The organism is Streptococcus halitosis (assembly GCF_023147855.1).
In the GTDB taxonomy this organism is placed as follows: Bacteria; Bacillota; Bacilli; order Lactobacillales; family Streptococcaceae; genus Streptococcus; species Streptococcus halitosis_B.
Map to the genome: position 1 here is coordinate 42,711 of NZ_JAHXOP010000003.1, position 13,781 is coordinate 56,491.

General features: G+C 44.5%; 15 protein-coding genes and 1 tRNA gene. 13 read left to right on the top strand and 3 right to left on the bottom strand.

What is annotated here, in order from left to right:
• Positions 1–7 precede the first annotated feature (7 nt).
• The 5 genes from trpD to trpA are packed head-to-tail and all read left to right on the top strand — an operon-like array spanning position 8 to position 4,332.
• The gene (gene trpD, locus KZX55_RS06335; RefSeq protein ID WP_248025775.1) at positions 8–1,012 is read left to right on the top strand and encodes an anthranilate phosphoribosyltransferase; all 1,005 of its coding nucleotides are present in this window, start codon (positions 8–10) and stop codon (positions 1,010–1,012) included.
• A complete protein-coding gene (gene trpC / locus KZX55_RS06340; protein ID WP_248025776.1) occupies positions 1,009–1,776 on the top strand; it encodes an indole-3-glycerol phosphate synthase TrpC in 768 nt (255 codons plus the stop codon). The genes trpD and trpC overlap by 4 nt, the downstream gene beginning before the upstream one ends.
• The gene (locus KZX55_RS06345) at positions 1,763–2,362 is read left to right on the top strand and encodes a phosphoribosylanthranilate isomerase (protein ID WP_248025778.1); all 600 of its coding nucleotides are present in this window, start codon (positions 1,763–1,765) and stop codon (positions 2,360–2,362) included. Before trpC ends, KZX55_RS06345 begins: the two co-directional genes overlap by 14 nt.
• Positions 2,340–3,563 (top strand): tryptophan synthase subunit beta, encoded by a 1,224-nt coding sequence (trpB, locus tag KZX55_RS06350; protein WP_248025779.1) that lies wholly within the window; start codon positions 2,340–2,342, stop codon positions 3,561–3,563. Before KZX55_RS06345 ends, trpB begins: the two co-directional genes overlap by 23 nt.
• A complete protein-coding gene (trpA, locus tag KZX55_RS06355) occupies positions 3,556–4,332 on the top strand; it encodes a tryptophan synthase subunit alpha (protein WP_248025782.1) in 777 nt (258 codons plus the stop codon). The genes trpB and trpA overlap by 8 nt, the downstream gene beginning before the upstream one ends.
• Here the strand turns inward: trpA and KZX55_RS06360 are convergent.
• Complete coding sequence (locus tag KZX55_RS06360; RefSeq protein WP_248025783.1) at positions 4,304–4,963, bottom strand: prepilin peptidase; 660 nt, start codon at positions 4,961–4,963, stop codon at positions 4,304–4,306. The two genes, trpA and KZX55_RS06360, sit on opposite strands and share 29 nt — an antisense overlap.
• 69 nt (positions 4,964–5,032) lie before the next feature.
• Between KZX55_RS06360 and KZX55_RS06365 the strand changes: the two genes are divergently transcribed.
• A complete protein-coding gene (locus tag KZX55_RS06365; protein WP_084853247.1) occupies positions 5,033–5,488 on the top strand; it encodes a GNAT family N-acetyltransferase in 456 nt (151 codons plus the stop codon).
• Between the two features lie 78 nt (positions 5,489–5,566).
• The gene (locus tag KZX55_RS06370) at positions 5,567–6,826 is read left to right on the top strand and encodes a S41 family peptidase (protein ID WP_084853459.1); all 1,260 of its coding nucleotides are present in this window, start codon (positions 5,567–5,569) and stop codon (positions 6,824–6,826) included.
• Positions 6,827–7,034: 208 nt separating this feature from the next.
• On the opposite strand, the gene KZX55_RS06375 is transcribed toward KZX55_RS06370, so the two are convergent.
• Together KZX55_RS06375 and KZX55_RS06380 are read right to left on the bottom strand one after the other, a co-directional pair.
• A tRNA-Lys gene (locus KZX55_RS06375) sits at positions 7,035–7,107 on the bottom strand.
• Between the two features lie 263 nt (positions 7,108–7,370).
• Positions 7,371–8,642, bottom strand: coding sequence for a replication-associated recombination protein A (locus tag KZX55_RS06380; RefSeq protein ID WP_248025785.1), 1,272 nt, complete (start codon positions 8,640–8,642; stop codon positions 7,371–7,373).
• Positions 8,643–8,757: 115 nt separating this feature from the next.
• Here KZX55_RS06380 and KZX55_RS06385 point away from each other — a divergent pair, with 115 nt between their 5' ends.
• From KZX55_RS06385 to pepF, 6 genes are all read left to right on the top strand, one after another.
• Positions 8,758–9,228, top strand: a complete 471-nt coding sequence (locus KZX55_RS06385; protein ID WP_248025789.1) for a DUF3013 family protein — start codon at positions 8,758–8,760, stop codon at positions 9,226–9,228.
• 9 nt (positions 9,229–9,237) lie between these two features.
• The gene (locus KZX55_RS06390; RefSeq protein WP_248025792.1) at positions 9,238–9,669 is read left to right on the top strand and encodes an NUDIX hydrolase; all 432 of its coding nucleotides are present in this window, start codon (positions 9,238–9,240) and stop codon (positions 9,667–9,669) included.
• Positions 9,662–10,135, top strand: a complete 474-nt coding sequence (locus tag KZX55_RS06395; RefSeq protein ID WP_248025795.1) for a GNAT family N-acetyltransferase — start codon at positions 9,662–9,664, stop codon at positions 10,133–10,135. Before KZX55_RS06390 ends, KZX55_RS06395 begins: the two co-directional genes overlap by 8 nt.
• 137 nt (positions 10,136–10,272) lie before the next feature.
• Entirely contained in the window at positions 10,273–11,223 is a 951-nt protein-coding gene (gene prmA / locus KZX55_RS06400; RefSeq protein ID WP_248025798.1) for a 50S ribosomal protein L11 methyltransferase, read from the top strand.
• Between the two features lies 1 nt (position 11,224).
• Positions 11,225–11,968, top strand: a complete 744-nt coding sequence (locus tag KZX55_RS06405; protein ID WP_248025801.1) for a 16S rRNA (uracil(1498)-N(3))-methyltransferase — start codon at positions 11,225–11,227, stop codon at positions 11,966–11,968.
• 10 nt (positions 11,969–11,978) lie between these two features.
• Entirely contained in the window at positions 11,979–13,775 is a 1,797-nt protein-coding gene (gene pepF, locus KZX55_RS06410; protein WP_248025805.1) for an oligoendopeptidase F, read from the top strand.
• The last annotated feature ends 6 nt before the right edge of the window (positions 13,776–13,781 follow it).

Genomic DNA, 13,781 nt, shown 5'->3' on the forward strand with positions numbered 1-13,781 from the left:
AACTAGGATGAAAGAAATTATTGAAAAACTAGCAAAATTTGAAAATTTATCAGGTGTGGAAATGACGGATGTCATTGAGCGTATCGTAACTGGGCGTGTAACTGAAGCACAGATTGCTTCTCTTCTCTTGGCTCTTAAGATGAAGGGGGAAACACCTGAAGAGCGTACAGCCATTGCCCAAGTCATGAGAGGCCACGCCCAACACATTCCAACTGAAATTCATGATGCCATGGACAACTGTGGTACAGGTGGAGACAAATCCTTCAGCTTCAACATTTCCACAACTTCAGCCTTTGTCTTGGCTGGTGGTGGTGTTCATATGGCAAAACACGGTAACCGCTCGATTTCTTCTAAATCTGGTTCTGCAGATGTTCTCGAAGCCTTGGGCATTAACCTAGACCTCAAACCGGCTGAACTAGGTAAGGTCTTTGATAAAACTGGCATCGTCTTTCTCTTTGCTAAAAATATGCACCCAGCTATGAAATACATCATGCCCGCTCGTTTGGAATTGGGAATTCCAACAATCATGAACTTGACTGGTCCACTGATTCACCCAATGGCCTTGGAAACACAGTTGCTTGGTATTAGTCGTCCAGAACTTCTAGAAAGCACAGCTCAAGTTTTGAAAAATATGGGTCGCAAACGTGCCATCGTGGTTGCTGGACCAGAAGGGCTAGATGAAGCTGGCTTGAACGGAACAACCAAGATTGCTCTTCTTGAAAATGGCGAAATCACCTTGTCAAACTTTACTCCAGAGGATTTGGGAATGGAGCGCTACGCTATTGAAGATATCCGTGGTGGGAATGCTCAGGAAAATGCAGAAATTTTGCTCAGCGTTCTTCAAAATGAACCAAGTCCATTCTTGGAAACGACAGTTTTAAATGCTGGTCTTGGTTTCTATGCCAATGGTAAGGTAGCTAGTATCAAGGAAGGAGTTGCCTTGGCCAGTCAAGTAATTGCTAGTGGCAAGGCCCTTGAAAAACTCAGACTGTTACAGGAGTACCAAAAATGAGTCAGGAATTTTTAGCACGAATCTTAGAGCAGAAGGCGCGTGAAGTAGAGCAGATGGAGCTGGAGGAAATCCAGCCCTTGCGCCAGACCTATCGCTTATCTGACTATTTAAAACAACATCAAGACCGTTTGCAGGTAATCGCTGAAGTCAAGAAGGCTAGCCCTAGTCTGGGAGATATCAATCTCAATGTGGATACTGTGCAACAGGCCCAGACTTATGAAGCAAACGGCGCAGTGATGATTTCGGTTTTGACAGATGAAGTTTTCTTTAAAGGGCATTTGGATTATTTACGTGAGATCTCCAGTCAGGTAAACATTCCAACGCTCAACAAGGACTTTATCATCGATAAAAAGCAAATTATCCGTGCTCGCAATGCCGGTGCTACAGTTATATTGCTCATCGTGGCTGCTTTGTCAGAAGAACGCCTCAAGGAACTATATAACTACGCGACAGAGCTTGGTCTGGAAGTCTTGGTGGAGACTCACAATCTTGCTGAACTAGAGGTAGCCCACAGACTGGGTGCTGAGATTATTGGGGTTAATAACCGCAATTTGACCACCTTTGAGGTCGATTTGCAGACCAGTGTGGATTTGGCCCAACACTTCAAAGATGATTGCTTGTACATATCTGAATCTGCTATTTTCACAAGGCAGGATGCGGAACGACTAGCACCATTCTTTAACGGAATTTTGGTAGGGACAGCTCTTATGCAGGCGGAAGATGTGGCCAAGAGAATCAAGGAGTTGCAAATTGACAAAGGTTAAAATTTGCGGATTATCGACCAAGGAAGCGGTGGAGACAGCCGTTTCAGTAGGAGCGGACTACATCGGTTTTGTCTTTGCACCTAGTAAAAGACAGGTGACCTTGGATCAGGCTGCTGAGCTGGCAAAGCTCATTCCTTTAGACGTAAAAAAGGTTGGCGTATTTGTTTCACCAAGTCGAGCAGAACTGTTAGAAGCGATTGAAAAGGTTGGCTTGGACTTGGTTCAAGTTCATGGTCAGGTGGCGGATGAGTTGTTTGAGGATTTACCTTGTGCCAGCATTCAGGCTGTGCAAGTGGATGGAGAGGGGCATGTACCCAATTCTCAGGCAGACTATCTACTCTTTGATGCCCCTGTGGCAGGGAGTGGTCAGACCTTTGACTGGGGGAAATTGGATACGACAGGACTAGCTCAGCCCTTCTTTATCGCAGGTGGGCTTAATGAAGATAATGTAGTAAAAGCAATTCAACACTTTACTCCCTATGCAGTAGATGTATCAAGCGGAGTGGAGACAGATGGACAAAAAGATCATGAAAAGATTAGAAGATTTATAGAGAGGGTAAAGCATGGCATATCAAGAACCAAATAAAGATGGATTTTACGGAAAATTCGGCGGACGTTTCGTCCCAGAAACATTGATGACAGCAGTTTTGGAGTTGGAGAAGGCCTACCGTGAAAGTCAGGCAGACCCCAGTTTCCAAGAGGAATTAAATCAGCTCTTACGCCAGTATGTAGGACGTGAAACGCCTCTTTACTACGCAAAAAACTTGACCCAGCATATCGGCGGAGCCAAGATTTATCTCAAACGGGAAGACCTCAACCATACAGGGGCCCACAAGATTAACAATGCCTTGGGACAAGTTCTTCTGGCTAAACGCATGGGCAAGAAGAAAATTATCGCAGAAACTGGTGCTGGTCAGCACGGTGTGGCAACTGCAACAGCTGCATCCCTCTTCAACATGGAATGTACCATCTACATGGGTGAGGAAGATGTTAAACGCCAAGCCCTTAATGTCTTCCGTATGGAGCTTTTGGGAGCAAAGGTTGAGGCCGTGACAGATGGTTCGCGCGTGCTCAAGGATGCAGTTAATGCAGCCCTTCGTTCATGGGTAGCTAACATCGATGATACTCACTATATCCTTGGTTCTGCCTTGGGGCCTCATCCTTTCCCAGAAATCGTTCGTGACTTCCAAAGTGTCATCGGTAGAGAAGCTAAACAACAGTACCGTGACTTGACAGGTGAACATCTACCAGATGCCCTAGTAGCCTGTGTTGGTGGGGGCTCGAATGCTATCGGTCTCTTCCATCCCTTTGTAGAAGATGAGTCAGTAGCAATGTATGGGGCTGAAGCAGCAGGACTTGGTGTGGACACGGAGCACCACGCAGCGACCTTGACCAAGGGACGTCCAGGTGTTCTCCATGGTTCTCTTATGGATGTGCTCCAAGATGCCCATGGTCAAATTCTTGAAGCCTTCTCTATCTCAGCAGGTTTGGACTATCCTGGTATCGGTCCAGAACATTCTCACTACCACGATATTAAACGTGCCAGCTATGTCCCTGTGACAGACGAGGAAGCCTTGGAAGGATTCCAACTCTTGTCTCGTGTGGAAGGGATTATCCCAGCCTTGGAATCAAGCCATGCGATTGCCTTTGCAGTGAAATTGGCCAAAGAACTTGGACCAGACAAGTCGATAATTGTCTGTCTATCAGGTCGTGGGGACAAGGATGTGGTTCAAGTCAAAGACCGCTTGGAAGCAGATACAGCAAAGAAGGGAGAAGCGCATGCCTAAGACTTTAACGGAAAAATTGAATGCTATCAAAGCAGCTGGAAAAGGAATTTTCGTTCCCTATATCATGGCTGGAGACCACGAGAAAGGTTTGGATGGACTAGGAGAAACAATCCACTTTCTAGAAGATTTGGGTGTTTCAGCCATTGAAGTGGGCATTCCCTTTTCAGACCCTGTTGCAGATGGACCTGTGATCGAAGAAGCAGGCTTGCGCAGTCTAGCTCATGGAACTTCTACTCAGACCTTGGTTGAAACCTTGAAAACCATTCAAACAGAAATTCCTCTTGTCATTATGACCTACTTCAATCCCCTCTTTCAGTATGGTGTGGACAAATTTGTCAAAGATCTGGCAGATACAGCGGTCAAGGGATTGATTATCCCAGACCTGCCTCATGAGCATGCCAACTTTGTAGAGCCTTTTTTGGCAGACACAGATATCGCCTTGATTCCCCTAGTAAGTTTGACTACAGGACTTGAGCGCCAAAAAGAGTTAATCAAGGGAGCAGAAGGCTTTGTCTATGCTGTTGCCATCAATGGGGTGACAGGGAAGTCAGGAAATTACCGTGCAGACTTGGACAAGCACTTGGCACAATTGCATCAAGTAGCTGACATCCCAGTCTTGACAGGTTTTGGTGTGTCTAGTCAGGCTGATGTAGAACGCTTCAATGCGGTGTCAGATGGCGTTATCGTCGGTTCGAAAATTGTAAAAGCTCTCCACCAAGGAGAGCCAATTCAGGACTTTATCAAACAAGCAGTAGCTTACCAAAAATAATCACGCAAACAGCAAGTAAGAGGAAAGGCACAAAAGGAAGTCTTTCCTTTTTCTTTTGCCGTAGAAAGGCCAGAATGCCCGTCGCAGAAGCGAACTGAATCAAGATGAGTAATTCGGTCGCTCTAAAGACGAGCGCACAAGAAGCCAGAAATAGAAAATCCCCTGCTCCCATGCGGATATCGATAAAATGGGCCATGATTCCAAGAGCAAGAAAGAAGACCATAACCAGATTCCAACCAGAGCAGGCCATGAGGATTAGGTGGAAAGTCATCCAGACCAGTAAGGGATACTCCTGATGGCGAAAGTCATAGATTCCCAAGGTCAAGCCAGCAGTTATTAGAATGACTTGGCCCAAGGAAAGGAAGCCCCATGACCAAGCCAGAAAGAGGGCACCCAAGCCCAATTCAAAAAGGGCATACCAGACAGGATAGTGAGCCTTACAATAGCGACAGCGAAAGCGATTGAAGAGCTGAGAGAGGATAGGAATCAAATCTAACGGACGCAAGCGAGTCTGACAGGAATCGCAGTGACTAGCCGGTCGGATAATGGATTGCTCAGGAAAACGGTCAATGACCAAACCCAAGAAAGAAGCGAGAATGCTCCCGACAAGAAAAAAATAAAGATCAATCATACTTATCTATTCGTAAAAAATAGGAGAAGTAGTATAATGGAGAAACATAGATAAGATGGTGAGGTCAAGATGATGATTCGTTTTGAAGAAAATGTGAGCACAGAAAATGCTCAGCTCGTATGCCAATGGTCTAACTCCCTTGGCAAATCCTTTCAAGAACAATGGATGGGAACAATGATTCCTTTTCCCTTGACAATTCAAATCTTGCAAGATTTGGAAGGAATCTTTTCAATCTTTTATGGACAAGAGTTTGTGGGGCTTATCCAGAAAATCAGGCTAGAAGACAAGAATCTTCATATCGGGAGATTTTTTATCAACCCCCAGAAACAGGGGCAAGGCTTAGGTAGCCAGGCTTTAAGAAAATTTGTTAGTTTGGCATTTGAAAATGCAGATATAGATGGTATTTCTCTAAATGTCTACGAGGCAAATCAAACAGCTTACAATCTTTACCAAAAAGAAGGATTTGAAATCGTTCAAATGGTTGAAACACCTATACGAAAATACATCATGAAAAAGGGTAGATAGCAGATTAACTTTGTAGTAAAAACTCCTTTTTCGCTGTGAAGAAGGCTATACTATTTTAAGGTAGAAGGAATGGCTCGTATGAAAAAAACAGATATTTTTAAAGACATTGTTTGGATTATGACACATGATTCATCTACAGTAAAAGATCGCAAAGGGTGCAACCCTCAGCCTTTTCTAGAAAAGATTACAGATGATATGACTGAGCAAGAATTTCTCTATCAAGTCAGGACTTATCTTGCTAGTTTTGGGATTATTGGGCATGTTTCTTTTCATGATAAAAAATCAGGTCCGAAAGGTTTTCTTTTGAGGATAAGTGAGCAGGAAATGTTTGTCGAGGAAGCAAACCAAGATACAGGCCTCCGAGTGGGGGATCGAATCCTCGGTATGGACGGGATGAGTTTGGAGCAAGTAGCTTTGCAACACCCAAAGTACTTTATTAGTCTGACTCCAGAAAGACGATACCGAGAATGGGCAAATTTGCTACTGATGGCAGATCAAGTGACCGTCTTGCGAGATGGGCAGGAGATGTCTATTACAGTTCGTGCTAGCCAGCAAGCTCAAAAAGCTCAGATCTTTTGGAAAGAGTTGGAGTCAGATATCCTCTATCTACGCTTAGATAATTTTATGGATGAAGAAGCGATTAGCCGTTTATACCAAGAGTGCTTGCAGAAGATTACTGAGACAGAAACTCTTATTATAGATGTCCGTTACAACAATGGGGGCACGGATTCTTTGTATTTTCCGCTCTTACATCTTGGCTTGGAGGAAGGGAAAGGCTATGACACTCTTGATTTACAGGATGATGGAATGGAAATTCTCTATACAGAAGGAAATGTCGATCGACGCTTAAAAGACTTTGAAATATGGCTTCAACAAGAAAATATCAGTCCTGATACGGTGAAACTGCTTGAAGATTTTCGTAATAATTTACTCCAAAATCGAGGGAAAGGCTATGTTCGGTATCAGGATGATCAGGACGCGCTTTTTCCAGGTGTTAAGGGTGGTCACTATCCAGAGCAAATTTTTGTTTTGTCGGATATTTATTGTGCATCATCAGGAGATAATTTTGTCAAGATGATGAAGAATTTTAAGAAAGTAACAGTTATCGGCCGTCCAACGCTTGGTATTTTAGACTACTCAAATTGTTGCAAGGTAGATTATGATGATTACTTTTTGATGTTCCCAACTTCTCGCTGGTTGGCTATAGATAAAGGCAAAGGGATGACGGACAAAGGTGTTCTTCCTGATATAGAAATCCCTTGGACTCCTGCACATTTTGAACGAGATGTAGATCTAGATAAATGTCTGAAGTTGATTGAGATGAAGAGGAAACATTAGATTGTTTAAATAAAAGACTTAGTTCTGTATGAAATAGAACTAAGTCTTTTGCTTTCGATCTGCTTGTAATTGAGTAAAATGATTGTATCACTGAGGGGTAAAAGAACTTTTTTACACACCAAATATATCTTGAGCATCCGTTGATAGAATAAAAGTAGGGAGGATACAAAAAAGCCTTGAAACCAAGGCCTTTCCTGTTGTATTTAGATGCCCCCTGCAGGGCTCGAACCTGCGACCCATAGATTAAGAGTCTACTGCTCTACCAACTGAGCTAAGGAGGCAAAGAAAAAGCTGTATTGGTGCCGAAACTTCACGGTTTGTATTGAACCCGCGCAATTAAGCAGGTGGGCAACTCGCTCTAACTGAAGCTGTTTCCGTGTGAGACGGCCTACATGCTGTTAGAAGACTTTTGTTTCCCTAATAATACAAAAAATAGTCGGTCAACACTTAAGTGTGAAGTCGTACACCACAGCGTTTCTATGTTTATATGATACCACTTTTTCAAAAAAAATCAAGAGGAAAATGCAATTATTTGAAAAGGATTTCACAAGTTTCGTAATTTATCAATGGTTTCCTTACGTTGCGCCAAGGCTCGTTCGTATTTGCCGGTATCTTCTGGAGTAAAATAGTGGTGATTTTGTATTTTTTCTGGCAGATAGTCTTGCTTGACCCAATTTCCAGGATAGTTGTGTGGATAAAGATAATCTTGGGCGTTGCCCAGTTCCTTGCTCCCACTGTAGTGGCCATCGCGCAGGTGTCGTGGGATAGGCAAATGCCCTGATGTTTTGAGATCAGCGAGGGCCTTATCCATCGCCACATAGGCTGAGTTGGATTTGGGCGAAAGGGCCAAATCAATCACGACATTGGCGATGAGGATGCGAGCTTCTGGGAAGCCAATCTTTTGAGCAGCATCTAGAGCAGTTACAGTATGAATCTGGGCTTCAGGATTGGCCAAACCGATATCTTCATAAGCGATAACGGTCAAGCGACGAGCGAGACTGGGCAGATCACCAGCCTCAATCAAGCGGGCCGCGTAGTGGAGACTGGCATCAACATCCGAGCCACGGATAGACTTTTGCAGGGCCGAGAGGACATCGTAGTGACCGTCCCCATCCTTATCCATGGTAATGTAACTCCTCTGCAGGCTGTTTTCCATGATATCAAGAGTGATATGGCGGATGCCCCTGTCATTCTCGGGAGTAGAGAGAACGGCTAAGTCCAGTGAGTTAAAGGCCGAACGTAGGTCTCCATTTGTAGAGGTCGCGATGAAATCAAGGGCATCCTCATCTAGTTCTACTGGGAAATCAAAACCACGTTCAGGGTCAGTTAGAGCAATTTGAATCGCTCCTTTGACATCTTGATTAGACAAGGGTTCTAACTCAAAAATCTGAACACGGCTGCGAATGGCAGGAGTGACAGAAAAGAAAGGATTTTCAGTCGTAGCCCCAATCATGATGACCAGACCACTTTCTAAGAGTGGTAGAAGAAAGTCTTGCTTAGTCTTGTCAAGACGATGGATTTCGTCTAGTAATAGGACGAGACCACCTGAAAATTTAGCCTCTTCAGCGATTTCTTGGAGTCGCTTTTTACTATCAACAGTCGCATTGAAGGTCCGAAAGGCATACTTGGTGGTTCCAGCGATGGCAGAGGCGATACTAGTCTTGCCGATGCCTGGAGGGCCGTAGAGAATCATGGAGGATAGGCGATTGGCTTCCACCATGCGACGGATGATTTTTCCAGGTCCGACCAGATGCTCCTGACCGATGACTTGGTCTATGGTTTTGGGGCGCATGCGAAGCGCGAGATTGTCTGGCATAGCAGTCCTTTCTAACATGGATTTTCTGATGTATATGTGGTAAGATGGTAGTATCTATTTTAGCATATTTCCGAGCATTCGGGGCGATTTAAGAGTCGCATAGAAAGAGGACAAAATGGCAACATACGGATTTTTAGATGTTTTAGAGGAAGAGTTGGACAAAAACTTTCCCTTTGACTATGAGATTAGCTGGGACAAGCGCAACCACGCGGTTGAAGTGAGTTTTCTATTGGAAGCGCAAAATGCTGCAGGTGTGGAGATGGTGGATGAGGATGGAGTGGTTTCGTCAGACGATATTCTCTTTGAAGAAGCAGTCCTTTTTTACAACCCTGCCAAGTCAACAGTCAATGAAGAAGACTATTTAACGGTCATCCCTTATCTGCCTAAAAAAGGATTTTCTCGCGAATTTTTGGCCTATTTCGCCCTTTTCCTTAAAGATACTGCCGAGGTTGGGCTAGATGCCCTCATGGACTTTTTGGAAGACCCAGAAGCAGAAGAATTTGTCATGGAATGGAACCAAGAAGTCTTTGAAGAAGGAAAAGTTGGCTTGGAAGAAGGAGAATTTTACCCTTATCCGAGATATTAGGAGTCTGATATGGAAGTAGAAATTTCTGATTTTACAGGCTGCAAAATTGCCCTCTTTTGTGAGGATAGGGTTTTAACTATCTTGCGTGATTGCAAGGAAAATATCCCATGGCCCAATATGTGGGAATTGCCCGGTGGTGGGCGCGAAGGTGATGAAAGTCCTCTCGAGTGCGCAGCGCGTGAAGTTTACGAAGAATTGGGAATTCATTTGACTGAAGATTGTCTGCTTTGGACTAAGGTTTATCCAAGCATGCTTTTTGAGGGGAAGAAATCCGTCTTTCTAGTCGGTGAGTTAAGGCAGGAACAGTTTGATAGTATCGTCTTTGGTGACGAAGGACAGGGCTATAAACTGATGAGCATTGATGAGTTTCTTGGCTCAGATAAGGTCGTGCCCCAGTTGCAGGAGCGAGTGAGGGATTATTTGGAGGAAGAGTATGATTAGACTTGAACGAGCAGGAGCAGAGGATTTAGAAACCGTAATTGCAATTCAAAGAGCTAGCTTTAAGGCTGTCTATGAGAAATATCAAGATGAGTATGATCCTTATCTGGAGGACCGTGAACGAATCAAGTGGAAATTGGTTGAGCGTTCCAATAGCTATTACTACTTTGTGAAAGAAAAGGGCGAAAATATCGGATTTTTACGAGTTCAGACCAATGAAGAGTTGACGGAGGCTTGGTTGGGAACGGCAGCGATTTTGCCTCAGCATCAAGGAAAAGGGTATGGTTCTGAAGGATTGGAATTGCTGGAAAAGGAATTTCCAATGATTAAACAGTGGGATTTGTGTACGGTATTACAGGATGCGGGTATGGTTGCTTTTTATGAGAAAAATGGTTACCGTCAAACCCATATCGAGCCTGAAAAAGAAGGTATGGATATGGTTTACATGAAAAAATTGATTGACAAATAGAAAGGATGGTTCGGTTAAATTTCTAAACTGAACCCGCCCTAAACACTGTGCCAAAAAGATAAACTTTTCTTAGACACAAGTGTCTTCAGAGAGTTTCCTATTTTGGCTTTGTGTTTTACGGGCTTGGTATCTTAATTATGGAAACATGGCAAGAGTTAAAAGTTACAGTGAAGCGTGAGGGGGAGGAGTTGGTTTCAAACCTCTTGATTGAACTAGGAGCGCAAGGTGTTGCGATCGAAGACAGTATGGACTATGTGGGGAATGTCGACCGTTTCGGCGAGATTTTCCCAGAGGTTGAGCAGCAAGAAGAAATCGTAGTGACAGCCTACTACCCTGAAACGGTGGATGTGAAAGCAGTTGAGGCAGATTTGCAGGCTCGTCTAGCAGAATTGACAGACTTTATGGACTTGGGTGAGGTCAAGATGGGGACGACTGCCTTGGCTGAGGAAGACTGGGCAGACAACTGGAAGAAATACTATGAGCCAGCTCGTATCACTCATGACTTGACCATCGTGCCGTCGTGGACGGACTATGAGGCGACTGCGGGAGAAAAGATTATCAAGCTGGATCCTGGTATGGCCTTCGGAACTGGGACGCATCCAACTACTAAGATGAGCCTTTTTGCTTTGGAGCAGGTTCTTCGTGGTGGCGAAACGGTGCTGGATGTAGGGACAGGTTCAGGTGTCCTCTCCATTGCCAGCTCGTTGCTTGGTGCCAAGGAAATCTTCGCCTACGACCTAGACGATGTGGCAGTTCGTGTGGCTCAGGAAAATATTGAGCTCAACCCTGGTATGGAAAACATCCATGTAGCGGCAGGTGATTTGCTCAAGGGTGTGGAGATTGAGGCAGATGTGATTGTGGCTAATATCTTAGCGGATATTCTCATTCATCTGACGGATGATGCTTATCGCTTAGTCAAGGATGAAGGCTACCTGATCATGAGTGGCATTATCAAGGACAAGTGGGATATGGTGCGTGAGTCAGCTGAGTCGGCAGGTTTCTTCCTTGAAACCCATATGATTCAAGGGGAATGGAATGCCTGTGTCTTTAAGAAGACCAAGGATATCTCTGGTGTGATTGGAGGCTAGCATGCAACAGTATTTTGTCAAGGGCAGTGCAATCTCTCCTGTCACCATTGAGGACAAGGAAACCAGCAAGCATATGTTTCAGGTTATGCGCTTGAAAGAAGGTGATGAGGTGACCTTGGTCTTTGATGATGGCATTAAGCGCTTGGCGCGCGTGGTAGATGTGGAAAATCATCAGTTTGAGTTGGTCGAAGAATTAGCTGACAATGTGGAACTACCAGTCCAAGTAACCATCGCATCAGGATTTCCCAAGGGAGACAAGCTAGAGTTCATCACTCAAAAAGTGACGGAACTTGGTGCCAGTCAAATCTGGGCCTTTCCCGCTGACTGGTCGGTCGCCAAGTGGGATGGTAAGAAATTGGCTAAAAAGGTTGAAAAACTGGAAAAAATTGCTCTTGGAGCGGCAGAACAAAGCAAGCGTAATATCGTTCCAAGTATTCAGCTTTTCGAGAAGAAAGCAGATTTTCTAGCCCAGCTTGACCAGTTTGACTCTATCATAGTAGCCTATGAAGAATCAGCAAAAGAAGGAGAAGTCGCTGCGCTCTTACAAGCGGTCTCTGGTCTTGAAAAAGGAGCTAAACTGCTCTTTATCTTTGGTCCAGAAGGCGGGCTCTCATCAGCAGAAATTGAAAGTTTTGAAGCTAAAGGAGCAGTCTTGGCGGGACTTGGACCTCGTATTTTGCGAGCAGAAACAGCGCCACTTTATGCCTTATCAGCCCTTAGTGTTTTAGTAGAATTAGAGAAATAAGAGGAAGAAAATGGAACAAAAACACCGTTCAGAATTTCCAGAAAAGGAACTTTGGGATTTAACAGCCCTATACCAAGACCGTGAGGATTTCTTGCGTGCAATCGAGAAAACGCGCGAAGACATCAATCAATTTAGCCGAGATTACAAGGGCAATCTTCACACTTTTGAGGATTTTGAAAAGGCCTTTGCAGAATTGGAACAAATCTACATTCAGATGAGCCATATCGGAAATTATGCCTTTATGCCTCAGACGACAGACTATAGCAATGAAGAATTTGCCAATATTGCTCAAGCTGGGATGGAATTTGAAACAGACGCCAGTGTAGCCTTGACCTTCTTTGACGACGCCTTGGTGGCAGCAGACGAGGAAGTCTTGGACCGTTTGGGTGAATTACCACATTTAACAGCTGCCATTCGTCAGGCAAAAATCAAAAAAGCCCACTATCTCGGGGCAGATGTAGAGAAGGCCTTGACCAATCTCGGTGAAGTTTTCTACAGTCCACAGGATATTTACACCAAGATGCGTGCTGGGGATTTTGAAATGGCTGACTTTGAAGCCCATGGTAAGACTTATAAAAACAGCTTTGTGACTTATGAGAACTTCTACCAAAACCATGAGGATGCTGAGGTTCGTGAGAAATCTTTCCGTTCCTTCTCAGAAGGTCTTCGTAAGCACCAAAATACGGCTGCAGCAGCCTATCTAGCCCAAGTCAAGTCTGAAAAACTATTGGCAGATATGAAGGGCTACGACTCAGTATTTGATTATCTTCTAGCTGAGCAGGAAGTGGACCGTGCCATGTTTGACCGCCAGATTGACCTCATCATGACGGACTTTGCACCAGTCGCTCAGAGATACCTCAAGCATGTTGCTAAGGTAAATGGTCTTGAAAATATGACCTTTGCAGATTGGAAATTGGACTTGGATAGCGCCCTCAATCCTGAAGTGAGCATTGATGATGCCTACGATTTGGTCATGAAGTCAGTCGCACCATTGGGTCAAGAGTATTGTCAGGAAGTTGCTCGCTATCAAGAAGAACGTTGGGTGGACTTCGCTGCCAATAGTGACAAGGATTCTGGTGGCTATGCAGCGGACCCATATCGCGTGCATCCTTATGTTCTCATGAGCTGGACAGGTCGTTTGAGTGATGTCTATACTTTGATTCATGAAATCGGGCATTCTGGTCAATTCATCTTTTCAGACAATCATCAGAGTTACTTCAATGCCCACATGTCGACCTACTATGTCGAAGCGCCTTCGACCTTCAATGAATTGCTCCTCAGTGACTACTTAGAGCACCAGTCTGACGACCCTCGTCAAAAACGTTTCGCCCTTGCTCACCGCTTGACAGACACCTACTTCCATAACTTTATCACTCACCTTTTGGAAGCAGCCTTCCAGCGTAAGGTGTATACACTGATTGAAGAAGGGGAAACTTTTGGAGCAAGCAAACTCAACAGCATTATGAAGGAAGTCTTGACGGACTTCTGGGGAGATGCCATTGAAATTGACGATGATGCAGCCTTGACTTGGATGCGTCAAGCTCACTACTACATGGGCTTGTATAGCTACACATACTCAGCAGGCCTTGTTATCTCTACTGCAGGTTACCTCCATCTGAAAAACTCTGAAACTGGAGCTAGAGACTGGCTCAATCTCCTCAAATCAGGTGGTAGCAAGACACCGCTTGAGTCAGCTATGATTATCGGAGCCGATATCTCAACGGACAAACCACTCCGTGATACGATTCAGTTTCTGTCTGAAACAGTTGACCAGATTATTGCCTATAGTGCGGAGTTGGGAGAGTAAAGATTG